Source organism: Buttiauxella izardii (assembly GCF_003601925.1).
GTDB lineage: Bacteria > Pseudomonadota > Gammaproteobacteria > Enterobacterales > Enterobacteriaceae > Buttiauxella > Buttiauxella izardii.
Window position 1 is genome coordinate 31,990 of sequence record NZ_QZWH01000052.1, and the last position, 22,737, is coordinate 54,726.

22 protein-coding genes are annotated in these 22,737 nt (G+C 50.9%); 20 read left to right on the forward strand and 2 right to left on the reverse strand.

From position 1 onward, the window contains the following. From lnt to D6029_RS19275, 5 genes are all read left to right on the forward strand, one after another. The gene (lnt, locus tag D6029_RS19255; protein WP_120066320.1) at positions 1–1,542 is read left to right on the forward strand and encodes an apolipoprotein N-acyltransferase; all 1,542 of its coding nucleotides are present in this window, start codon (positions 1–3) and stop codon (positions 1,540–1,542) included. Positions 1,543–2,029: 487 nt separating this feature from the next. Continuing rightward, a complete protein-coding gene (locus tag D6029_RS19260; RefSeq protein ID WP_120066321.1) occupies positions 2,030–2,941 on the forward strand; it encodes an amino acid ABC transporter substrate-binding protein in 912 nt (303 codons plus the stop codon). A gap of 203 nt (positions 2,942–3,144) precedes the next feature. Continuing rightward, positions 3,145–3,885 (forward strand): amino acid ABC transporter permease, encoded by a 741-nt coding sequence (locus D6029_RS19265; RefSeq protein ID WP_120066322.1) that lies wholly within the window; start codon positions 3,145–3,147, stop codon positions 3,883–3,885. A gap of 2 nt (positions 3,886–3,887) precedes the next feature. Then, positions 3,888–4,565, forward strand: coding sequence for a glutamate/aspartate ABC transporter permease GltK (gene gltK, locus D6029_RS19270; RefSeq protein ID WP_120066323.1), 678 nt, complete (start codon positions 3,888–3,890; stop codon positions 4,563–4,565). Then, entirely contained in the window at positions 4,562–5,287 is a 726-nt protein-coding gene (locus D6029_RS19275; protein WP_064517051.1) for an amino acid ABC transporter ATP-binding protein, read from the forward strand. Before gltK ends, D6029_RS19275 begins: the two co-directional genes overlap by 4 nt. 65 nt (positions 5,288–5,352) lie before the next feature. Here the strand turns inward: D6029_RS19275 and D6029_RS19280 are convergent, their stop codons facing one another. Continuing rightward, positions 5,353–5,835 (reverse strand): zinc ribbon-containing protein, encoded by a 483-nt coding sequence (locus tag D6029_RS19280; protein ID WP_120066324.1) that lies wholly within the window; start codon positions 5,833–5,835, stop codon positions 5,353–5,355. Positions 5,836–6,085: 250 nt separating this feature from the next. Between D6029_RS19280 and leuS the strand changes: the two genes are divergently transcribed. From leuS to nadD, 4 genes are read left to right on the forward strand one after another with little or no spacing between them, the layout of a single operon-like run. Continuing rightward, entirely contained in the window at positions 6,086–8,668 is a 2,583-nt protein-coding gene (gene leuS, locus D6029_RS19285) for a leucine--tRNA ligase (protein ID WP_120066325.1), read from the forward strand. A gap of 14 nt (positions 8,669–8,682) precedes the next feature. Next, the gene (gene lptE / locus D6029_RS19290; RefSeq protein ID WP_120066326.1) at positions 8,683–9,300 is read left to right on the forward strand and encodes an LPS assembly lipoprotein LptE; all 618 of its coding nucleotides are present in this window, start codon (positions 8,683–8,685) and stop codon (positions 9,298–9,300) included. Then, complete coding sequence (gene holA, locus D6029_RS19295; RefSeq protein ID WP_120066327.1) at positions 9,297–10,328, forward strand: DNA polymerase III subunit delta; 1,032 nt, start codon at positions 9,297–9,299, stop codon at positions 10,326–10,328. The genes lptE and holA overlap by 4 nt, the downstream gene beginning before the upstream one ends. Further along, positions 10,321–10,974, forward strand: a complete 654-nt coding sequence (gene nadD, locus D6029_RS19300; RefSeq protein ID WP_120066328.1) for a nicotinate-nucleotide adenylyltransferase — start codon at positions 10,321–10,323, stop codon at positions 10,972–10,974. Before holA ends, nadD begins: the two co-directional genes overlap by 8 nt. On the opposite strand, the gene cobD is transcribed toward nadD, so the two are convergent. Beyond that, positions 10,946–12,040, reverse strand: a complete 1,095-nt coding sequence (gene cobD / locus D6029_RS19305) for a threonine-phosphate decarboxylase CobD (RefSeq protein WP_120066329.1) — start codon at positions 12,038–12,040, stop codon at positions 10,946–10,948. The genes nadD and cobD overlap by 29 nt on opposite strands. Before the next feature lie 67 nt (positions 12,041–12,107). On the opposite strand from cobD, the gene D6029_RS19310 reads away from it, so the two are divergent. From D6029_RS19310 to lipA, 11 genes are all read left to right on the forward strand, one after another. Next, positions 12,108–12,719, forward strand: a complete 612-nt coding sequence (locus D6029_RS19310) for an adenosylcobalamin/alpha-ribazole phosphatase (protein ID WP_120066330.1) — start codon at positions 12,108–12,110, stop codon at positions 12,717–12,719. A gap of 254 nt (positions 12,720–12,973) precedes the next feature. Then, entirely contained in the window at positions 12,974–13,291 is a 318-nt protein-coding gene (gene rsfS / locus D6029_RS19315; protein WP_034493995.1) for a ribosome silencing factor, read from the forward strand. A 3-nt stretch (positions 13,292–13,294) separates the two neighbouring features. Further along, positions 13,295–13,765: a 23S rRNA (pseudouridine(1915)-N(3))-methyltransferase RlmH gene (rlmH, locus tag D6029_RS19320; RefSeq protein WP_034456714.1), complete on the forward strand. Its 471-nt coding sequence runs from the start codon at positions 13,295–13,297 to the stop codon at positions 13,763–13,765. A 27-nt stretch (positions 13,766–13,792) separates the two neighbouring features. After that, positions 13,793–15,694, forward strand: a complete 1,902-nt coding sequence (gene mrdA, locus D6029_RS19325; RefSeq protein WP_120066331.1) for a peptidoglycan DD-transpeptidase MrdA — start codon at positions 13,793–13,795, stop codon at positions 15,692–15,694. A 2-nt stretch (positions 15,695–15,696) separates the two neighbouring features. Continuing rightward, positions 15,697–16,809 carry a peptidoglycan glycosyltransferase MrdB gene (gene mrdB, locus D6029_RS19330; protein ID WP_120066357.1) on the forward strand — a complete coding sequence of 371 codons (1,113 nt, stop codon included), beginning with the start codon at positions 15,697–15,699 and terminating at the stop codon, positions 16,807–16,809. Positions 16,810–16,825: 16 nt separating this feature from the next. Then, positions 16,826–17,953 carry an endolytic peptidoglycan transglycosylase RlpA gene (gene rlpA, locus D6029_RS19335; RefSeq protein ID WP_120066332.1) on the forward strand — a complete coding sequence of 376 codons (1,128 nt, stop codon included), beginning with the start codon at positions 16,826–16,828 and terminating at the stop codon, positions 17,951–17,953. Positions 17,954–18,098: 145 nt separating this feature from the next. Beyond that, the gene (gene dacA, locus D6029_RS19340) at positions 18,099–19,310 is read left to right on the forward strand and encodes a D-alanyl-D-alanine carboxypeptidase DacA (RefSeq protein ID WP_120066333.1); all 1,212 of its coding nucleotides are present in this window, start codon (positions 18,099–18,101) and stop codon (positions 19,308–19,310) included. A 111-nt stretch (positions 19,311–19,421) separates the two neighbouring features. Next, the gene (gene ybeD, locus D6029_RS19345) at positions 19,422–19,685 is read left to right on the forward strand and encodes a DUF493 family protein YbeD (protein WP_120066334.1); all 264 of its coding nucleotides are present in this window, start codon (positions 19,422–19,424) and stop codon (positions 19,683–19,685) included. A 75-nt stretch (positions 19,686–19,760) separates the two neighbouring features. Then, on the forward strand, positions 19,761–20,402 hold the full coding sequence (gene lipB / locus D6029_RS19350; RefSeq protein WP_120066335.1) for a lipoyl(octanoyl) transferase LipB: 642 nt from the start codon (positions 19,761–19,763) through the stop codon (positions 20,400–20,402). A 178-nt stretch (positions 20,403–20,580) separates the two neighbouring features. Then, entirely contained in the window at positions 20,581–21,504 is a 924-nt protein-coding gene (locus D6029_RS19355; RefSeq protein WP_244212430.1) for a YbeF family transcriptional regulator, read from the forward strand. Between the two features lie 224 nt (positions 21,505–21,728). Continuing rightward, a complete protein-coding gene (gene lipA, locus D6029_RS19360) occupies positions 21,729–22,694 on the forward strand; it encodes a lipoyl synthase (protein ID WP_034493979.1) in 966 nt (321 codons plus the stop codon). The last annotated feature ends 43 nt before the right edge of the window (positions 22,695–22,737 follow it).

The following is a 22,737-nucleotide window of genomic DNA, read 5'->3' on the forward strand; positions in this document are numbered from 1 at the left end:
ATGGCTATAGCCCTACTCCTTCAACGCCAGCGTGTGCGTCTGCTGCTGGCGCTGCTTTTTGGTGCCTGCGGAACGCTGGCTTTTTCCCCTTACGATTTCTGGCCCGCTGCCATTGTTTCTTTAGCAGGGCTTCAGGGGCTGACACTTAATCGCCGCGCCATTCAGAGCGCGTGGATTGGTTTCTTCTGGGGGCTGGGGCTATTTGGCTCAGGCATTAACTGGGTATATGTCAGTATCGCGCAATTTGGCGGGATGCCAGGCCCAGTTAACATCTTCCTGGTGGTTCTGTTAGCGGCTTATTTATCGTTGTATACCGGTTTGTTTGGTGGGTTCCTCAGCAAACTTTGCCCGAAAACGACGTGGTGGCGCGTAGCGATTGCCGCTCCGATGCTATGGCAACTCACCGAGTTCCTGCGCGGCTGGGTATTAACCGGCTTCCCGTGGCTACAGTTTGGTTATAGCCAGATTGATGGCCCGCTGAAAGGCATCGCGCCGATTCTTGGCGTAGAAAGCGTGACCTTCCTGCTAATGATTATCAGTGGCCTGCTGGTGTTTGCGTTGCACGAACGCAACTGGCGTCCGGCCGTGATTGCCGCAGCATTATTGGTTCTGCCATGGCCGCTGCGTTCTATTCAGTGGTATCAGCCGCAACCCGAGCGCACCGTTGATGTGGCGATGGTTCAGGGTGATATTCCGCAATCCCTGAAATGGGATGAAAACCAGTTGCTGAATACGCTGAAAATTTATCTCGATAAAACTCAGCCACAGATGGGGAAATCCCAGCTGATTATCTGGCCGGAATCTGCGATCCCCGATCTGGAAATCAACCAACAGCAATTCCTGACGATGATGGACGATCTGCTGCGCTCGAAGCACAGCTCGTTGATTACCGGTATTGTTGATGCGCGTTTGAATAAACAGAATCGCTACGATACTTACAACACCATTATCACGCTGGGCGAAGGCAATCAGTACAGCTACAACAGCGCCGATCGTTACAACAAGAATCACCTGGTGCCGTTCGGTGAGTTTGTGCCGCTGGAATCCATCCTGCGCCCGCTGGCTCCGTTCTTTGATTTACCGATGTCGTCATTCAGCCGTGGCCCGTATTTACAGCCGCAGCTTTCGTCCAACGGAATCAAGCTCACGCCTGCGATTTGCTATGAAATTATTCTTGGCGAACAGGTGCGTGATAACTTCCGCCCGGATACCGATTTCCTGCTGACGATTTCCAACGATGCGTGGTTCGGTAAGTCAATTGGCCCGTGGCAGCATTTCCAGATGGCGCGGATGCGTTCGCTGGAACTGGGTCGCCCGCTTCTGCGCAGCACGAATAACGGCATCACCGCCGTGATTAATGCAAATGGCGACATCGATGCGATGATCCCGCAATTTACGCGTGAAGTGCTGGAAGCGAAGGTGACGCCAACGCGCGGTATCACACCGTATGCCCGCTTCGGCGACTGGCCGCTGTGGGGCGCGACACTGATATTTGGTTTCGCCTCTGTTCTGCTGGCGCTGCGTACCCGCCGTAAATCTTAAATCCTCATCATCCTAAAAAGGTCAGCGATTGCTGGCCTTTTTTATTTCTGGCACAACCTTTGCAAATAATTACTCATCAGAAGCCTACAAAATGCTGACTATGCGCCCTATGGATAGCAGGAAGCATTGAGTTGCACCAAATGATGACATTACGAGCACCAATGTAGTGCAACGTAATATTTTTGCCTTTAAACGGTGCGGCACGCTTCGCAAAAACAAACATCTGAGTAGCAAAATCTTTACATTCAGCTAGGTTAGATGTTAACAAAAGAATAAGTTTCACCCTGTTTTAGTAACACACAACAACAAATTATACCTGTTAGCATTCGAGTTGCAGCCAGGCGGCAAAAGAGTGAATCCCCAGGAGCTTACTAAAGTAAGTGACTGGGGTGAACGAGAGTAGCCAACACCCCTGCGGCTCGAAGGATGACAGGTAAAAAATACATCAGGTACCAATGCCCTGTGGCATTAAGAAAAGGAGTGGGTAATGCAATTACGTAAACTAGCCTCGGCTTTGTTGGTTATGGGAATCGGCGCCGGTGTCGCACACGCTGAAGATGCGAAACCTGCCGCTCAGCAAAGTACCCTTGATAAAATTGCCGCTAATGGTGTCATCGTTGTCGGTCACCGTGAATCTTCCGTTCCTTTCTCTTATTACGATAACCAACAGAAAGTGGTCGGCTATTCACAGGATTACTCCAACGCCATCGTTGAAGCCGTGAAGAAAAAGCTCAACAAGCCTGACCTGCACGTTAAGTTGATTCCGATTACTTCCCAGAACCGTATTCCATTGCTGCAAAACGGCACTTTCGATTTTGAGTGTGGTTCCACCACCAACAACCTCGAGCGCCAGAAACAAGCTTCGTTCTCTGACACAATTTTCGTGGTTGGTACGCGTCTGCTGGTTAAGAAAGGCGGCGCAATCAAAGACTTCGCTGACCTGAAAGGCAAAGCGGTGGTCGTAACTTCCGGGACCACTTCTGAAGTTCTGCTGAACAAGCTGAACGAAGAGAAGAAAATGGATATGCGTATTATCAGCGCCAAAGACCACGGTGACTCGTTCCGTACCCTGGAAAGCGGTCGCGCCGTTGCCTTTATGATGGATGACGCATTGCTCGCGGGTGAACGTGCTAAAGCGAAGAAACAGGACAACTGGGAAATCGTAGGTACTCCGCAATCACACGAAGCGTACGGTTGTATGCTGCGTAAAGACGACGCTGATTTCAAAAAGCTGATGGATGACACCATCGCTCAGGCACAAACCTCAGGCGAAGCCGCCAAATGGTTTGATAAATGGTTTATGAACCCAATCCCACCGAAAAACATCAACATGAACTTTGCTCTGTCTGACGACATGAAAGCCTTGTTCAAAACACCAAACGATAAAGCACTTAACTAACTAGAACCAGGGGCCGGGATGACCCAGCCCTCCCGATTGACGAACTGAAGCTCGGACAGACTATGCGTCGGATGGCCGTTCCCCATCCGGCGTGAAAGTACCCAATAAATTACAGGCAACGACCTGAAATACGGGTACAAGCTTCTCATCAATCTTCGAGGGTAGCGTAGCTCGCTACCCTCAATTTTTTCTCGGAGTACGTTATGTCTATAGACTGGAACTGGGGAATATTTCTACAGCCCGCCCCGTTCGGCAACACCACCTATTTGGGCTGGATCTGGAATGGCTTCCAGGTCACCGTCGCCCTGTCCATCTGCGCATGGATCATCGCTTTCCTCGTCGGATCTTTATTCGGCATCTTACGTACTGTCCCGAATAAATGGCTGTCGGGGATGGGCACGCTGTATGTGGAATTATTCCGTAACGTGCCGCTTATCGTGCAGTTCTTCACCTGGTACTTAGTGGTGCCGGAATTGCTGCCCGAAGACCTCGGCATGTGGTTTAAATCTGAACTCGACCCGAATGTGCAATTCTTCCTGTCGTCGATGATTTGCCTTGGCTTGTTTACCGCCGCTCGCGTATGCGAACAGGTTCGCGCGGCAATTCAATCACTGCCGCGTGGGCAGAAAAATGCCGCACTGGCGATGGGCCTGACGCTGCCGCAAGCCTATCGCTATGTCCTGCTGCCGAATGCCTATCGCGTAATCGTTCCGCCAATGACGTCTGAAATGATGAACCTGGTGAAAAACTCGGCCATCGCTTCAACCATCGGTCTGGTCGATATGGCGGCGCAGGCGGGCAAATTGCTCGATTATTCCGCGCACGCCTATGAATCCTTTACCGCCATTACGCTGGCGTATGTGCTGATTAACGCCGTAATTATGCTGGTGATGTATGTGGTGGAACGCAAAGTTCGCCTGCCTGGCAATATGGGAGGCAAATAAACATGTACGATTTTGACTGGACGTCCATCCTTCCCGCCATGCCTTATCTGATGCAGGGGCTGATTATCACCCTGAAAATCACGGTGACGGCGGTTATCTTCGGTATCGTTTGGGGAACGTTGCTCGCGGTGATGCGCCTGTCGCCGATTAAGCCAGTGGCCTGGTTTGCCAGCGCTTACGTCAACGTTTTCCGCTCTATTCCACTCGTCATGGTTCTGCTGTGGTTCTACCTGGTGGTGCCTGGATTTTTGCAAAAAGTTCTTGGGCTTTCCCCGCAAACCGATATTCGTTTAATTTCCGCGATGGTGGCGTTCTCGATGTTTGAAGCCGCCTACTATTCCGAGATTATCCGCGCGGGTATTCAAAGCGTGTCACGTGGGCAGTCCAACGCTGCGCTGGCGCTGGGGATGACGCACTGGCAATCGATGAAATTGATTATCCTGCCGCAGGCGTTCCGCGCCATGGTGCCGCTGCTGTTAACGCAAGGCATCGTGTTATTCCAGGATACTTCGCTGGTGTACGTTTTGAGCCTGGCCGACTTCTTCCGTACCGCTTCAACCATTGGTGAGCGCGACGGAACCCAGGTTGAAATGATCTTGTTTGCCGGTGCAGTTTATTTCGCAATCAGTTTGAGTGCTTCGCTGTTGGTCAGCTACTTGAAGAAAAGGACAGTGTCATGATTTCCCTGAAAAATGTTTCTAAATGGTATGGTCACTTTCAGGTGCTGACCGACTGCTCAACGGAAGTGAAAAAAGGCGAAGTGGTGGTCGTTTGTGGGCCATCTGGTTCCGGTAAATCCACGCTGATTAAAACAGTGAATGGCCTGGAACCCGTGCAGAAAGGCGAGATTGTGGTTAACGGCACACAAGTGAACAACAAGAAAACCAATCTGGCTGAATTGCGTTCGCACGTCGGCATGGTGTTCCAACACTTTGAGCTTTTCCCGCATCTGTCGATTATTGAAAACCTGACGCTGGCTCAAGTCAAAGTGCTGAAACGCAACAAAGAAGAGTCGCGCAAGAAAGGGCTGAAATTGCTCGAGCGCGTTGGGTTGACCGCACATGCGGATAAATTCCCGGCGCAGCTTTCCGGCGGCCAACAGCAACGTGTGGCGATTGCTCGTGCCTTGTGTATGGATCCGGTGGCGATGCTATTCGACGAACCGACTTCCGCACTTGACCCTGAGATGATCAACGAAGTGCTGGACGTGATGGTTGAGCTGGCGCACGAAGGGATGACGATGATGGTAGTGACGCACGAAATGGGCTTTGCCCGCAAAGTGGCGAACCGCGTGATCTTTATGGATGAAGGGAAGATTGTCGAAGACTCGAATAAAGAGGATTTCTTTAACAATCCACAGTCTGAACGTGCGAAAGATTTCCTGGCGAAAATCCTGCATTAACGGCATTAATCCCCAGGCAATCACCGGCTTGTCGATGATTGCCTGGTTTCTACACATCGAGAAAATCAGGGTTCAAATGGCCGACGGCTGAACTGGTTATGCCCGCATTTAGGACAAACGGGCAAAACATCGGGAGTATAAATCGCCAGGTGGAAATGGCAGTTCTCGCACACCAGGTTCCCCAGCCCGACAACTTCACCGCTGTGATAAACACCGTGATGATTCAAATCCTGGAAAACTTCGCGCCACTCGAGCTGCGTTTTATCGGTGATATCCGCCAGCTCCTGCCAGAGACTTTCTTTAATGACGCGCATAAACACGCTGTCGGTAAATTCATCCTGGCTTTCGTTGTAGCTTCGGGCAAATTCTTCTAAATCACGGCGTACTGCACGCGTCACTTCATCAACTTCGGTTCGGGTCAGCTCCCCGGTTTCGTTCATGCGTTTACGCGCGCTGGCGACCAGTTCGTCAATATCGCGCTCTCCGTTACGTAACCGTTCGGTGAGTGAGGCCACCAGTTCACGGTAAAATTGAGCAACCTTGTTCATCGTCTGCCTGCCTCCTTGAAGAGATTCCTGCGTTCAGTGTCATGTAACCTACTCTAATAGTAGACCTTAATCGGCCATCGCTTTGTTAGTTTGCCCACAAGCAAGGTAAATAACTGCAAATGAGAAATGCCCACACAGGCTGTTGAAAGGCTGTTTTGCCGCTGTCTTATCGGCTATGCTATGCCGATCTGAAATTAATAGTTAAAGCTACAACCTGTAGCTGTCTTTCATCACAGGACCACTGGCTGCCATGCAAGAGCAATATCGCCCGGAAGAGATAGAATCCAACGTTCAGCTTCACTGGCAAGAGAAGCGTACTTTTGAAGTTACCGAAGACGAAGGCAAAGAGAAGTATTACTGCCTCTCGATGCTCCCCTATCCTTCTGGCCGACTACACATGGGCCACGTTCGTAACTACACCATCGGTGACGTTATCGCGCGTTACCAGCGTATGCTGGGCAAAAACGTGCTTCAGCCAATTGGCTGGGATGCGTTTGGTCTGCCAGCTGAAGGGGCGGCGGTAAAAAATAACACCGCACCTGCGCCGTGGACTTACGACAACATCAATTACATGAAGAACCAGCTCAAAACGCTGGGCTTTGGTTATGACTGGAGCCGCGAGCTGGCGACCTGTACCCCGGAATATTACCGTTGGGAACAGCAATTCTTTACTCAGCTGTACAACAAAGGCCTGGTTTACAAAAAAACCTCCGCGGTGAACTGGTGTCCGAATGACCAGACTGTTCTGGCAAACGAACAGGTTATCGACGGTTGCTGCTGGCGTTGTGACTCTAAAGTTGAGCGTAAAGAGATCCCTCAGTGGTTTATCAAAATCACCGCTTACGCTGACGAACTGTTAAACGATCTGGATACGTTGGATCATTGGCCTGATCAGGTCAAAACCATGCAGCGTAACTGGATTGGCCGTTCTGAAGGCGTTGAGATTACTTTCGACGTTGAAAACAGCGCCGAGAAGCTGACCGTTTACACCACCCGCCCGGACACCTTTATGGGTGTGACTTACCTGGCAGTGGCTGCCGGTCACCCAATCGCCCAACAGGCGGCGCTGAACAACCCAGAACTGGCTGAGTTCGTTGACGAATGCCGTAACACCAAAGTTGCCGAAGCTGAAATGGCGACCATGGAGAAGAAAGGCGTTGCCACTGGCGTTAACGCGATTCACCCACTGACTGGCGAATCTGTTCCAGTTTGGGTAGCAAACTTCGTGCTGATGGAATACGGCACCGGCGCAGTGATGGCTGTTCCAGGCCACGACCAGCGCGACTGGGAATTTGCGACCAAATACGGCTTGCAGATCAAACCGGTAATTCTGAATGCTGACGGCAGCGAGCCTGACTTGTCTGCATCCGCCATGACCGAAAAAGGCACACTGTTTAACTCTGGCGAATTCGACGGTCTGGACTTCCAGGCTGGTTTCAACGCCATTGCCGACAAACTGGCTGCCAAAGGTGTGGGCGAGCGTAAAGTTAACTACCGTCTGCGCGACTGGGGTGTTTCCCGTCAGCGTTACTGGGGCGCACCAATTCCAATGGTGACTCTGGAAGACGGCACCGTAATGCCAACCCCAGAAGATCAACTGCCAGTTATCCTGCCAGAAGATGTCGTAATGGACGGTATCACCAGCCCAATTAAAGCCGATCCTGAGTGGGCGAAAACCACGGTTGATGGCAAACCTGCGCTGCGTGAAACCGATACATTCGATACCTTCATGGAATCTTCCTGGTACTACGCGCGTTACACCAGCCCGCAGTACGACAAAGGCATGCTGGATTCCAAAGCGGCAAACTACTGGCTGCCAGTTGATATCTACATTGGTGGTATCGAACACGCCATCATGCACCTGCTTTATTTCCGCTTCTTCCACAAACTGATGCGCGACGCGGGCATGGTGACCTCTAACGAGCCTGCCAAACAGTTGCTGTGTCAGGGCATGGTTCTGGCAGACGCCTTCTACTACACCGGTGTTAATGGTGAGCGTAACTGGGTTTCCCCGGCGGATGCGATCGTAGAACGTGACGAGAAAGGCCGTATTATCAAAGCCTGCGACGCACAAGGCAATGAACTGGTCTATGCTGGCATGAGCAAAATGTCGAAGTCGAAAAACAACGGCATCGACCCACAAGTGATGGTTGAACGCTATGGCGCGGACACCGTTCGCCTGTTCATGATGTTTGCATCACCTGCTGATATGACGCTGGAATGGCAAGAATCTGGTGTTGAAGGGGCGAACCGCTTCCTGAAACGTGTCTGGAGACTGGCTTACGAGCACACCAGCCGTGGTGCAGCGCCTGCGCTTGATGTCGCCGCTTTGAACGAAGATCAAAAAGCATTACGTCGTGATGTTCATAAAACTATCGCGAAAGTGACTGATGATATCGGTCGCCGTCAGACCTTTAACACCGCTATCGCAGCCATCATGGAATTGATGAACAAACTGGCGAAAGCACCGCAGGAAAGCGATCAAGACCGTGCATTGATGAACGAAGCGCTGGTGGCTGTTGTTCGCATGCTTTATCCGTTCACCCCGCACGTCTGCTTCGATATGTGGCAGTCACTGGGCGGTGAAGGCGATATCGACAATGCGCCATGGCCACAGGCTGATGAATCTGCGATGGTCGAAGATTCTGTGCTGGTTGTGGTGCAAGTTAACGGTAAAGTTCGCGGCAAAATCACTGTTCCAGCAGAAGCAACGCAGGAACAAGTGCAGGAACGCGCAGGTCAGGAACATCTGGTTGCGAAATATCTTGAGGGTGTGACCGTGCGTAAAGTGATTTACGTTCCGGGCAAACTGCTCAACTTGGTTGTGGGCTAAGCGCAGGAGGAACCGTGCGACATCCCTTTATCAGCTTGTTAGTGACTTTGGCGGTGCTTGTCACCGCCGGGTGTGGTTTTCACCTGCGTGGCACCACGCAGGTTCCGGCACCATTGAAAACGATGATCCTGAACTCGGGTGATCCTAACGGCCCGTTGGCGCGTGAAGTTCGCTCTCAGTTGCGTCTTAACGGCGTCACGCTTGTGGATGATACCGGTACGGGTGTTCGCAAAGATATTCCATCCCTACGCTTGCTGGGCAGCTCGATTGGCCAGGATACAGCTTCCATCTTCCAGGATGGGCGTACCGCGGAATATCAAATGGTGATGACAGTTTCAGCACAAGTGCTGATTCCGGGCCACGATATCTACCCGATCAGTGCCAAAGTGTATAAATCATTCTTTGATAACCCGCTGACGGCTCTGGCAAAAGATGCCGAGCAAGACTTGCTTATCAAAGAGATGTACACCAATGCGGCGCAACAGCTGATCCGTAAGCTGATGAGCGTGCAAGCCGCTGATGTTGCAGAAACAGAAGCTGCCGAAAAACCGGTGACCGATAAAACTTCGACGCCAGCAACTAGCAGCACTCGCACCTCAACGACGCTTTCGGCCACATCTGGTAGCCAATGATTCGTTTGTACCCTGAACAACTCCGCGCGCAGCTCAATGAAGGGCTGCGCGCGGCGTATCTGCTGCTCGGAAACGACCCGCTACTCCTTCAGGAAAGCCAGGATGCGATTCGCCAGACGGCGAGCACTCAGGGCTTTGAAGAACATCACACCGTTCAGATTGATGCCAGCACCGACTGGCAAGATCTGTTCTCAATTTGCCAGGCGTTAAGCCTGTTTGCCAGCCGCCAGACGCTACTGTTGCTGTTGCCAGAAAACGGCCCTAACGCCGCGATCAACACGCAACTTGAAATGCTGGTTTCCCTGTTGCACGACGATATCCTGCTGATGGTGCGTGGTAATAAATTCACCAAAGCGCAGGAAAACGCCGCATGGCTGGGGAAACTTGCTGACCGTAGTGTGATTGTCACCTGTCAGACGCCTGAACAAGCTCAATTGCCACGTTGGGTTGCCCAACGTGCGAAGCAAATGAATTTGAATCTGGATGAAGCGGCTAACCAGCTGCTTTGCTACTGCTATGAAGGCAACTTGCTGGCGTTATCACAAGCGCTGGAACGCCTGTCATTGATTTGGCCGGATGGCACGCTGACACTGCCGCGCGTCGAGCAGGCAGTTAACGACGCGGCGCATTTCACGCCATTCCATTGGGTCGATGCGATCCTGGCAGGCAAAAGTAAGCGCGCGTTGCATATCCTGCAACAACTGCGCCTGGAAGCCAGTGAACCGGTGATTTTGCTGCGCACGATTCAACGTGAATTGCTGCAACTGGTCAATCTTAAACGCCAGTCCGCGCAAACTCCGCTGCGCACTTTGTTTGATCAGCAACGCGTATGGCAAAACCGCCGCGCACTGGTCACTGAAGCACTGAATCGTCTATCGACAGAACAGCTTTTCCAGGCTGTGCGTTTGCTTAGCCAAATCGAAATGACGCTGAAAAAAGATTACGGACAATCGGTGTGGGCTGAACTCGAAGGGCTTTCCCTGCTGCTGTGTCATAAAGCCATGCCGGAAATTTTTATTGATGGCTAACAGCAAATCGCGTTTATCTGCCCTGTATGGCGGGACATTCGATCCCATACATTACGGGCATTTAAAACCGGTTGAAGCGCTGGCAAAGCAGGTCGCTTTGCGGCAAGTGACCATCATGCCAAACAATGTGCCGCCGCATCGCCCGCAACCATTGGCAAACAGCCAGCAGCGCAAAACCATGGTTGAACTTGCCATCGAAGGAAATCCTTTATTCAGGCTCGACGACCGCGAGCTACAGCGCGAAACGCCCTCTTACACCGTTGAAACACTCGAACAACTGCGCAAAGAAATTGGCGCTGAACAACCGCTGGCTTTTATTATCGGCCAGGATTCGTTGCTCAGCCTGCAACGCTGGCACCGTTGGGAAACGCTGCTGACGTTATGTCATTTACTGGTTTGCCAGCGTCTGGGATATTCTTTGGCGATGAATACGCCTGCTGAACAACAATGGCTTGATGAACACCAGACTTCATCCGTCGAACAACTTCACAGCCAGCCAGCGGGGAAAATTTACCTCGCGCAAACACCGATGGTAGATATTTCTGCAACGCTCATCCGCCAGCGCCTGGAGCAGCATTTGCCCTGCGATGATCTGCTTCCCCCGGCAGTCGCTGAGTTTATTCGCCAGAACCAGCTTTATTGCTAAGAACCCTTTTTAACGCCTCCAGCAACTTGTCGTTATCCGCAGCGCTTTTGATTGCCACACGATAATAACGCGCATCCAGCCCCGGATAATTCGCGCAATGGCGAATCAAAATATGCTCTTCCAGCAGCGCCCTTTGCAGTTCTAATCCGTCAACATCGCAACGCAGGAAAATATAATTCGCCCGTGGCGGCCAGACGGTAATCCCATGCAGTAGGTTCAGCCCGTTAAATAAACGGGGTTGTTCCGCACGCAGCCAACGATAGCTCGCGTCTATATAAGCCCGATCGTTAAGAATCACCTCTCCAGCCAGTGCCGCAAAAGCGTTAATCGTCCAGGGTTCTCTGAGTTGACGAATACGCCCAACGGTTGTGGTGTCCGCACTGACCAGATAACCCAGCCGCAGCCCGGCAATAGCAAAAAATTTGGTGAGGGATCGCAAAACATAAAGCTGGGGGAAACTCGCAAGCTGGGGAATTAAACCTGGCTCGTCGGGCAGAAAATCCATGAACGCTTCATCGACGATCAGCGCAATATTGTTTTCCTGGCAGCGCTGCGCTATAGCCAAAAGTAAAACGTTATCAAGCAAAAGTCCGGTCGGATTATTCGGTGTGCAGAGAAACAGGCAATCGAGATCGGGCGTTAAAGCAGAAAGTAATGATTCATCAGGCTGCCAGCCTTGTTGTTCAGAAAGTGGGAAATCAACTATCTCGCAGCCGACGCGAGCTAATGCACGACGATATTCCGCAAATCCAGGCGTCAATAATAATGCCTTGCGCGGGGCGAGTTGCTGAACCAGATTAAAAATCAGCTCCGTTTCGCCATTTCCTGCCAGCACCCATTCTGTCGGAACTTTATGATGGTCAGCCAAAGCCTGATGCAGCGCGCGATATTCAACGTCGGGGTAACGCTCCGCCAGGGCCAGGTTTTCAGTGATCGCCATTTTTAAAGAATCAGGCATGCCTAACGGATTGATATTCGCACTAAAGTCAGTCAGGGAACTTGCATCCACCCCAATCGCGGCAGCCGCTTCTATAATATTGCCACCGTGTTGACTACTGAACGCCATATTGCCCCCATAAAACTGACCTCAAAACAAGAAACGCAATGATACACTGATGCCCGCGGAGGATGAGATGAAATTATGGTTAGTGCGCCATGGGCAAACCCAGGCAAATTTGGACGGTTTATACAGCGGTATTTCTGAAACTCCGCTCACTGAGAAAGGCATCACTCAGGCTGAAGCGGTCGGCGAAATGTTAAGTCATGTTGCCTTTGAAAAAGTGCTTTGCAGCGAACTGAGCCGTGCGCAACACACGACTCAGTTGATTCTCCAGCAACAAGAAATTGCCGTGATTACCGAGCCGCGTCTTAACGAGATGAATTTTGGTGACTGGGAAATGCGCCATCATCGCGATTTACAGCGTTTAGATGCCGAAAACTATGCGGCCTGGTGTAACGACTGGCAGAACGTGGTGCCGAATAACGGCGAAGGTTTCCAGCTTTTCTCACAGCGTGTTTGCGAGTTCGCCTCATCTGTCTTAATTCAGCCAAAAGCAGAGAATATTCTGATTGTGAGTCATCAGGGTGTACTCAGTTTGCTTATCGCGACCCTGCTCAACATGCCGCCTGCCTCGCTGTGGCATTTTGTGATTGAACAAGGCGCATGGAGTTGCGTAGAAATTAACGACAGCTTCACGACGCTCAGAACTCTTAATAATCGCGCTGTTTATTCCCCGCCATCCTAAGTTGTATGCGTTACAGTTATCGTCAACCATTGACACTACAGTCCAGGCTGTTATGCTCCGCTGCCATAATTTCCTGCCCGCAAGCATGACTTTCCAAAATAGTTTTACAAAAATGGCGATGCAAACCAGGTCACTCGGTGGGATGATACCCCGCTTTGAGCGCCGCATTGCCGACTTATCGGTAAAACTGCCCTCTTTAATGGGTTTTTATGCGGGCAACATCGAACACACTCTACTTCTCCCAGGGGGAACACTTGCAGGGTAAAGAATTTCAAGATTTCATCGTCGATAAAATTGACGATCTCAAAGGCCAGGACATCGTCGCTCTGGATGTTCAGGGTAAATCAAGCATCACTGATTGCATGATTATCTGTACCGGCACTTCTAACCGCCACGTGATGTCCATTGCTGAACATGTTGTTGAATCATCCCGCAAAGCCGGTTTTGATGCGCTGGGTGTGAAAGGCATTAACGCAACTGACTGGGTTGTCGTTGATCTGGGCGAAGTCATCGTCCACGTGATGCAAGAAGAAAGCCGCCAGCTGTACGAACTGGAAAAGCTCTGGGGTTAATGCGTGAAGCTGCAACTGGTCGCCGTTGGCACAAAAATGCCTGACTGGGTACAAACCGGCTTTACCGAGTACCTGCGTCGTTTTCCCAAGGATATGCCATTTGAACTGGTAGAAATTCCTGCGGGTAAACGAAGCAAAAACGCCGATATCAAACGCATTCTCGAAAAAGAAGGCGAAATGATGTTGGCAGCCGCCGGCAAGGGCAACCGTATTGTCACGCTGGATATCCCTGGGCAACCATGGGATACGCCGCACCTTGCCGTGCAGCTTGAACGCTGGAAACAGGATGGTCGAGATGTCAGCCTGCTGATTGGCGGCCCTGAAGGACTCGCCCCGGCATGCAAAGCTGCCGCAGAACAAAGCTGGTCGCTTTCGAATCTGACAATGCCTCACCCTTTAGTGCGGGTGCTGGTTGCCGAAAGCCTGTACCGCGCGTGGAGCATTACGACCAACCATCCTTATCACCGTGAGTAGATATCGTCAGGTAGAACAAAGCTGCGGATGAAATTACAGAATTCTTTTCGTGACTATACAGCTGAGTCTGCGCTATTTGTGCGCCGGGCGTTAGTCGCGTTTCTTGGTATTTTGGCGCTGAGCGGTGTGCTTGTCGCCAACCTTTATAATTTGCAAATCGTCCGTTATACCGACTACCAGACTCGTTCCAACGAAAACCGAATCAAACTGGTTCCTATCCCGCCAAGTCGCGGCATTATCTACGACCGCAACGGCACGCCACTGGCACTCAACCGCACCATCTACCAGGTGGAAATGATGCCGGAGAAAGTGGATAACGTGCAGGATACGCTGGAAGCCCTGCGCTCGGTGGTGGATTTAACCGACGAAGATATCGCCAACTTTAAGAAAGAGCGGGCTCGCTCCCATCGCTTCACCTCTATTCCGGTCAAAACCAACCTCACCGAAGTGCAGGTTGCCCGTTTTGCCGTGAATCAATACCGCTTCCCGGGCGTTGAAGTTAAAGGCTATAAACGCCGCTTCTACCCCTATGGCTCAGCGCTGACCCACGTTATTGGCTACGTTTCCAAAATCAACGATAAAGACGTTGAGCGTCTGGACAAAGACGGCAAACTGGCGAACTACGCGTCTACGCATGACATCGGCAAGCTGGGTATTGAGCGATATTACGAAGAAGTTCTTCATGGCCAGACCGGCTACGAGGAAGTTGAAGTCAACAACCGTGGTCGCGTGATTCGTCAGCTTAAAGAAGTGCCGCCGCAGGCCGGTCACGATATTTATCTGACAATCGATCTGAAACTACAGAATTATATTGAAACGTTGCTGGCGGGCAGCCGCGCCGCAGTGGTGGTCACAGACCCGCGCACCGGCGGCATTCTGGCGCTGGTTTCGATGCCGAGTTACAACCCGAACTTGTTCGTTGATGGCATATCGAGCAAAGACTATTCCGGGTTACTGAACGACCCGAATACGCCGCTGATCAACCGCGCGACGCAAGGGGTTTATCCACCGGCTTCGACGGTGAAACCGTATATGGCCGTGTCGGCTTTGAGCGCGGGCGTTATCACCAAAAACACCTCTCTGTTTGACCCTGGCTGGTGGCAGTTACCCGGTTCTGAGAAACGCTATCGTGACTGGAAAAAATGGGGCCACGGACGCCTGAATGTCACCAAAGCGCTGGAAGAATCTGCGGATACCTACTTCTATCAGGTCGCTTATGACATGGGTATCGACCGCATGGGCGAGTGGATGCGCAAGTTTGGCTATGGTCATTACACGGGTATCGATCTTTCCGAAGAACGCGCCGGTAACATGCCAACGCGTGAGTGGAAGCAGAAACGTTTTAAAAAGCCGTGGTATCAGGGTGACACCATTCCTGTTGGTATCGGCCAGGGTTACTGGACGGCGACACCGATTCAGATGAGCAAGGCGATGATGATCCTGATTAACGACGGCATCGTGCGCGTTCCTCATTTCCTGATGAGCACCGTTGAGAACGGCAAAAAAGTTCCGTGGCAGCAACCTATACAACCGCCAGTGGGTGATATCCACTCTGGTTACTGGGAAATTGCCAAAGACGGGATGTATGGCGTTGCCAACCGCGCTAACGGTACGGCTCACAAATATTTTGCCAATGCCCCGTATAAAGTCGCAGCGAAATCAGGGACCGCGCAGGTGTTTGGCCTGAAAGCCAACGAAACTTATAACGCCCACAAAATCGCTGAACGCTTGCGCGACCATAAATTGATGACTGCGTTTGCTCCATACGATAACCCACAGGTTTCCGTCACCATGATTCTGGAAAACGGCGGCGCAGGCCCCGCTGTAGGCACCATCATGCGCCAAATCCTCGACCACATTATGCTCGGGGATGACAACACGGTACTGCCAACTGAAGCACCGGCAGCAGCAGGAGCAGAAGACCAATGACCATGACTGATAATCCCAATAAAAAGTCGTTCTGGGACAAAATCCATATCGACCCGCTCTTCCTGGTGACCATCCTGGCGTTGCTTATCTTCAGTGCGCTGGTTATCTGGAGCGCCAGTGGCCAGGACATGGACATGATGGAGCGCAAGATTGGCCAGATCCTGATGGGGCTGGTCGTGATGATTGTGATGGCGCAAATCCCGCCGCGTGTTTACGAGGGATGGGCGCCGTATCTTTATATCGTCTGTATCATATTGCTGGTGGCGGTGGATGCGTTTGGTGCGATTTCTAAAGGCGCACAGCGCTGGTTGGATCTCGGTATTGTGCGTTTCCAGCCTTCTGAAATTGCAAAAATTGCCGTGCCGTTGATGGTTGCGCGCTTCATCAACCGTGACGTCTGCCCGCCAACACTGAAAAACACCGGTATCGCGCTGATCTTGATTTTCATGCCAACGCTGCTGGTTGCGGCTCAGCCTGACCTCGGTACTTCGATTCTTATCGCCGCATCGGGCCTGTTCGTGCTGTTCTTATCAGGAATGAGCTGGAAACTGATTGGCGTCGCCGTTTTGCTGGTCGCCGCATTTATCCCGATTTTGTGGTTCTTCCTGATGCACGATTACCAACGTGCGCGCGTAATGATGCTGTTGGATCCCGAAACTGACCCACTCGGAGCGGGTTATCACATAATTCAGTCTAAAATAGCCATTGGCTCTGGCGGTTTGCGCGGCAAAGGCTGGCTGCACGGTACGCAGTCGCAGCTTGAGTTTTTACCCGAACGTCATACCGACTTTATCTTTGCGGTACTCGCAGAAGAACTCGGTCTGGTAGGGGTTCTGGTCTTGCTGGCGCTGTATCTGCTGCTCATTATGCGTGGCCTGATTATTGCCGCTCGCGCACAAACCACATTTGGCCGCGTGATGGCCGGTGGGTTAATGCTAATTTTATTCGTATATGTGTTTGTTAACATTGGCATGGTTAGTGGTATCTTACCGGTGGTCGGCGTACCTTTGCCGCTGGTGAGTTATGGGGGCTCAGCCCTGATCGTTCTGATGGCCGGGTTTGGTATCGTGATGTCGATACATACCCACAGAAAAATGTTATCAAAAAGCGTGTAAGTGGATGAGGTGCGTAATGGTTAAGCGTTGGCTTGGGATCTGTGTTGTGGCTGCAATACTGGCGGGTTGTACGTCTGACGACGGCGACCAACAGCAGGTAAACCAACAACCGCAACCGGCGGTGTGTAATGGCCCGGTGGTTGAAATAAGTGGTGCTGACCCGCGCTTTGAACCGTTGAATCCTTCGGTGAACCAGGATTACGAAAATAACGGTAAGAGCTACAAAATCGTACAAAACCCGGCAAACTTCAGCCAGGCTGGCCTTGCGGCTATTTACGATGCTGAACCGGGGAGTAATCTCACCGCATCTGGTGAAACGTTTGATCCCAACGCTTTAACGGCGGCACATCCTACGCTGCCGATTCCAAGCTATGCGCGAATCACCAACCTCGCGAATGGCCGCATGATTGTGGTGCGCATTAACGACCGTGGCCCATATGGTAATGACCGTGTGATTTCATTGTCTCGCGCCGCAGCCGATCGCCTGAACAACTCGAATAACACCAAAGTGCGTATCGACCCGATTGTTGTCGCGCCGGATGGAACAATGTCCGGCCCGGGTACCGAGTGTACGACCATCGCGAAGCAAACTTACGCCCTGCCCGCTCGTCCGGATTTAAACACCGGAATGGGAAGTGCGACTTCTGCTCCGATGGATGCACCGCAGGGTGATGTTCGCGCTATCAGCAATTCCACGCTGCAAAGTGAAGACTCTACCGGCGCGCCGGTCAGCAGCAGCGGTTTCCTGGGCGCTGCAACACCACTGGCACCGGGCGTAATTGAAAGCGAGCAGCCAGCGCCTGCGCCTGCTGCCGTAGCAGCACCGGTGCAACAAAATGCTCCAGTTACCGCTCCAGGCTCAGTCCAGGGCACCGCACAAACTGCTGCGCCTGCCGCAGCTACAGCCGCTTCCGGGCGTTATGTAGTTCAAGTCGGTGCAGTAAGCGACCAGGCTCGCGCCGCGCAATGGCAGCAGAAACTGAGCCAGCAATTTGGCGTACCCGGCAAGGTTTCCAGCAATGGGACGATGTACCGCGTACAACTTGGGCCATTCACCAGCAAAACTGAAGCCAGCGCGCTTCAACAACGCCTGATGAGCGAAGCCCAACAGCAATCCTTCATTACTAACGCAACCGCTATGTAAGCGGTTGTGTCTGGCATCCGCTCTGGGTCAGTTAATGTAAATTTCATTAACAAATGATGCGCAAAGACGGATGCCAGCAAAAATCGCTTTTGCTATAGTAAGGCACTTTTTTTTTATTCCCATCACGGATGTCGTTGTTCTAATCATGAATACAGCCCCTTCTTTTCGTTTTGTTAAACGCTTGGCGCTTACTACGGCCCTGACCCTTACGGCAATAACTGCCGCACACGCTGACGACCTGAATATCAAAACGATGATTCCAGGTGTGCCGCAGATTGATGCAGAAGCGTACATCCTGATCGATTACAACTCAGGTAAGGTTTTGGCTGAGTCCAACGCTGACACCCGCCGTGATCCAGCCAGCTTGACCAAAATGATGACCAGCTACGTTATCGGTCAGGCAATGAAAGCCGGGAAATTTAACGAAAGCTCGATTGTGACTGTGGGACAGGACGCATGGGCAACCGGCAACCCGGTATTTAAAGGTTCCTCGTTGATGTTCCTGAAGCCAGGTATGCAAGTTCCTGTCTCTCAGCTGATTCGCGGTATCAACCTGCAATCTGGTAACGATGCTTGCGTTGCAATGGCCGATTTCGTGGCTGGCAGCCAGGATTCATTCGTTGGCCTGATGAACAGCTATGTTTCTGCTTTGGGCCTGAAAAACACCCACTTCCAGACCGTCCACGGCCTGGATGCAGAAGGCCAATACAGCTCAGCGCGCGATATGGCGCTGATTGGCCAGGCGTTAATTCGTGATGTGCCAAACGAATACTCAATCTACAAAGAAAAAGAATTCACCTTTAACAATATCCGCCAGACAAACCGTAACGGCTTGCTGTGGGATACCAGCCTGCATGTTGACGGCATCAAAACCGGCCATACAGACGCTGCAGGTTACAACCTGGTGGCTTCGGCAACCGAAGGTCAGATGCGCCTGATTTCTGCCGTACTGGGCGGACGCACCTACAAAGGCCGTGAAACTGAAAGCAAAAAACTGCTGACCTGGGGCTTCCGTTTCTTTGAAACTGTCTCGCCACTGAAAGCGGGTAAAGAGTTTGCTTCTGAGCCAGCCTGGTTTGGTGACAATGACCGTGCATCGCTGGGTGTGGATAAAGACGTCTACCTGACGATTCCACGTGGCCGCATGAAAGATTTGAAAGCCAGTTATGTGCTTAACACTACTGAGCTGCACGCGCCACTGCAGAAAAACCAGGTGGTCGGCACTATCAACTTCCAACTGGATGGCAAAACTATCGAACAGCGTCCGCTGGTCGTGCTTCAGGAAATGCCAGAGGGTAACTTCTTCAGCCGAATCATTGATTATATTAAATTGATGTTCCATCATTGGTTTGGTTAATAATTGAACACTTGAAAGAGTGGAAGTCGTCCCCATATACTACGAATCAAAGCAACTCCCGCCCCTGCTGGCGGGAGTTATTATTTTTAATGCCGTAACGCTGGAGCTACCATGAAAACCAATCTGAAAGAATTGCTCGAATTCCCGACTCCTTTTACTTACAAAGTGATGGGTCTGGCGAAGCCTGAGCTGGTTGATTTGGTCGTTGAGGTGGTGCAGCGCCACGCACCTGGTGACTACACCCCACAAGTTAAACCGAGCAGCAAAGGTAACTACCATTCTGTCTCCATTACCATTACTGCGACCCATATTGAACAAGTTGAAACTCTGTACGCAGAACTGGGTGATATCGAAATCGTTCGTATGGTGCTGTAATTCGTACCCTGCCCGGCCTTCTGGTCGGGCATGTGATATATTCCCATCACTTTTCAACCTGCCGGAGACGATGTTTTGTCTCAAGATACAATTCAAATCCGCCAACTTGGCCTGCAACCCTACGAACCCGTTTCGCGGGCGATGCACGAATTCACCGATACCCGAGATGAAAACACTGCCGATGAAATCTGGCTAGTTGAGCATGAGCGCGTGTTTACCCAGGGCCAGGCGGGGAAAGCTGAACACGTGCTGGTGCCGGGTGATATTCCGGTCATTCAAAGCGACAGAGGCGGCCAGGTGACTTATCACGGCCCCGGTCAGCAGGTCATGTATGTGTTGCTCAACCTGAAACGCCGCAAACTCGGAGTTCGGGAACTGGTAACGGTACTTGAGCAAACCGTGGTTAAAACCCTTGCTGAACTAAACATAGAAGCCTATCCACGTGCTGATGCACCGGGTGTCTATGTTGACGGGCGTAAAATTTGTTCACTGGGTTTACGCATCCGCAAAGGCTGCTCATTCCACGGGTTAGCATTGAATATCGACATGGATCTCAGCCCGTTCTTGCGCATCAACCCTTGTGGATATGCCGGGCTGGAAATGACGCAAGTCAGTGCTTTACGTCCAGGAATTTCGCTAAATGATGTGCAACCATTGCTTATTAATAAATTCATCGAATTATTGAATCATCCGCCCGTCGAATATATTCACGATTAATATATATTATTCTGATAACTGCATCGCCTGTGATGCAGTTTTTATATGCCAGATGTTTAGCACCGCTTTACTTTATTTCTTATTTTGTATAATTTCATCCGGATAAATAAAAAATCAAAATTGAATATAACTTTCCAGTCTCTCTGGATAGTTCGCTACGGCAATGGAGTTTTGTATCATGGAAAGAAATCAAGAAGACGATTACCCGACATTTAAAGCATTACGTAATATCGACCTTAATTTATTAACCGTCTTTGAAGCAGTCTATGTGCACAAAGGGATCGTCAATGCTGCCAAAGTGTTAAATTTAACGCCGTCAGCGATAAGTCAGTCCATCCAGAAACTCAGATCCACATTTCCCGACCCGCTGTTTATCCGCAAAGGGCAAGGCGTCACACCGACTGCCTACGCAGCGCACCTGCACGAGTACATTAGCCAGGGGTTTGAGTCGATTCTGTGCGCGTTAGACGTCAATAATAACTACGATAAAGAGCGCACCATAACTCTTGCGAGTACGCCCTCACTGGGTGCGTTACTGATGCCAAGAATTTATTGCGCTATACAAAAGGTCAATCCGAAATTATCTATTCGTAATGTCCCGATTGCCGAAAGACAGCTTTCACAATTCCAGGCTGATATTGCTATCGATACCCGTCCCCACCATAGCCCGGGTATCAGTAGTTATAACCTTTATAATGACCGCCTGGTGGCCGTTTGTCGCCACGATCATCCCACAGCAGAATTATTATTTAGCGGTAATAACATTCACGATGTGAATTATACATTTTTGATAATGCAGGATGATCTGTTAGTTGACCTGCGCCAGGTGATTAATAATGTTTTACCCAACCGCCAAATAACATTTAGCAGTTATAACTTCTTAACAATAGCTTCAATGCTGACGAGCAGCGATCTAATTGGTTTTATGCCCTTCAGAGTTTTTGAACTCTATTCCCGCATCTTCCCGCTTAAAATGGTGGAATGCAGTATTTTTACTGGCACAACGGTCACGACAACTATGCACATCAATAAACTTAGTGCACGTGATGCGGTGCTACAGGAAGTGATCGATTCTATCCTCCAGGAATTTGAAGCCGCATAGTGATAACGACCTCTTGCCTGACGCTTTGAGGTCGATTTGCTAATTGTTAACGTAGAAAAGCGCACAAACCAACAAATCATTTACAATTCTTTCCCCGTTTACGGCTTTGCCAGGCTGATTTATCCCCTCCAGTGATGATATACTGCGCGCGCTATTAAAAAATAGTTGATAAATAAAACATTCGATTAGCCTGATTCGTTATTAGCAACTGGAATTTCTACGATATGAGTAAACCTATTGTAATGGAACGCGGCGTTAAGTACCGCGACGCCGATAAAATGGCTCTGATCCCGGTTAAAAACGTGGTGACTGAGCGCCAGGAGCTGTTAAGAAAACCAGAATGGATGAAGATCAAACTTCCATCTGATTCCACCCGAATTCAGGGTATCAAAGCGGCAATGCGTAAAAATGGTTTGCACTCCGTGTGTGAAGAAGCCTCCTGCCCTAACCTGGCTGAATGCTTCAACCACGGCACCGCGACCTTTATGATCCTTGGCGCAATTTGTACTCGTCGTTGCCCATTCTGCGATGTGGCTCATGGTCGCCCTGTCGCGCCAGATGCCAACGAACCAGGCAAACTCGCCCAAACTATCGCAGACATGGCGTTGCGCTACGTGGTTATCACCTCTGTTGACCGTGACGACTTACGTGACGGCGGCGCGCAGCACTTTGCCGATTGCATCAGCGCAATCCGCGAAAAGAACCCAAGCATCAAAATCGAAACATTAGTGCCCGATTTCCGTGGTCGTATGGATAAAGCACTGGAAATCCTGACCGCTACGCCGCCAGATGTGTTTAACCACAACCTGGAAAACGTTCCGCGTATCTACCGTAAAGTCCGTCCAGGCGCTGACTACAATTGGTCACTGAAACTGTTAGAGCGTTTCAAAGAAGCGCACCCTGATATCCCAACTAAATCAGGTTTGATGGTCGGTTTAGGCGAAACAAATGCTGAAATCGTGGAAGTTATGCGTGATTTACGTCGCCATGGCGTAACCATGTTGACGCTGGGGCAATATTTGCAGCCAAGCCGTCACCACTTACCTGTTCAGCGTTACGTCAGCCCTGACGAGTTTGAAGAGATGAAAGCCGAAGCACTGGCGATGGGCTTTACTCATGCGGCTTGTGGCCCATTTGTGCGCTCTTCTTACCACGCGGATCTGCAAGCCAAAGGCATGGAAGTGAAATAACGATGTAACAAATCGTTACTTTTAAATTGCAGCTTGCACAAAA

Excerpts from the sequence above, each read along its gene's own strand:
- D6029_RS19355 (WP_244212430.1), top strand. The coding sequence starts at position 20,581 with ATGGAAAGAAATCAAGAAGACGATTACCCGACATTTAAAGCATTACGT.
- mrdA (WP_120066331.1), top strand. The coding sequence starts at position 13,793 with ATGAAATTACAGAATTCTTTTCGTGACTATACAGCTGAGTCTGCGCTA.
- D6029_RS19275 (WP_064517051.1), top strand. The coding sequence starts at position 4,562 with ATGATTTCCCTGAAAAATGTTTCTAAATGGTATGGTCACTTTCAGGTG.
- lipA (WP_034493979.1), top strand. The coding sequence starts at position 21,729 with ATGAGTAAACCTATTGTAATGGAACGCGGCGTTAAGTACCGCGACGCC.
- mrdB (WP_120066357.1), top strand. The coding sequence starts at position 15,697 with ATGACTGATAATCCCAATAAAAAGTCGTTCTGGGACAAAATCCATATC.
- D6029_RS19265 (WP_120066322.1), top strand. The coding sequence starts at position 3,145 with ATGTCTATAGACTGGAACTGGGGAATATTTCTACAGCCCGCCCCGTTC.
- D6029_RS19310 (WP_120066330.1), top strand. The coding sequence starts at position 12,108 with ATGAAATTATGGTTAGTGCGCCATGGGCAAACCCAGGCAAATTTGGAC.
- holA (WP_120066327.1), top strand. The coding sequence starts at position 9,297 with ATGATTCGTTTGTACCCTGAACAACTCCGCGCGCAGCTCAATGAAGGG.
- leuS (WP_120066325.1), top strand. The coding sequence starts at position 6,086 with ATGCAAGAGCAATATCGCCCGGAAGAGATAGAATCCAACGTTCAGCTT.
- gltK (WP_120066323.1), top strand. The coding sequence starts at position 3,888 with ATGTACGATTTTGACTGGACGTCCATCCTTCCCGCCATGCCTTATCTG.
- dacA (WP_120066333.1), top strand. The coding sequence starts at position 18,099 with ATGAATACAGCCCCTTCTTTTCGTTTTGTTAAACGCTTGGCGCTTACT.
- ybeD (WP_120066334.1), top strand. The coding sequence starts at position 19,422 with ATGAAAACCAATCTGAAAGAATTGCTCGAATTCCCGACTCCTTTTACT.
- D6029_RS19260 (WP_120066321.1), top strand. The coding sequence starts at position 2,030 with ATGCAATTACGTAAACTAGCCTCGGCTTTGTTGGTTATGGGAATCGGC.
- cobD (WP_120066329.1), bottom strand. The coding sequence starts at position 12,040 with ATGGCGTTCAGTAGTCAACACGGTGGCAATATTATAGAAGCGGCTGCC.
- D6029_RS19280 (WP_120066324.1), bottom strand. The coding sequence starts at position 5,835 with ATGAACAAGGTTGCTCAATTTTACCGTGAACTGGTGGCCTCACTCACC.
- nadD (WP_120066328.1), top strand. The coding sequence starts at position 10,321 with ATGGCTAACAGCAAATCGCGTTTATCTGCCCTGTATGGCGGGACATTC.
- lnt (WP_120066320.1), top strand. The coding sequence starts at position 1 with ATGGCTATAGCCCTACTCCTTCAACGCCAGCGTGTGCGTCTGCTGCTG.
- rlpA (WP_120066332.1), top strand. The coding sequence starts at position 16,826 with ATGGTTAAGCGTTGGCTTGGGATCTGTGTTGTGGCTGCAATACTGGCG.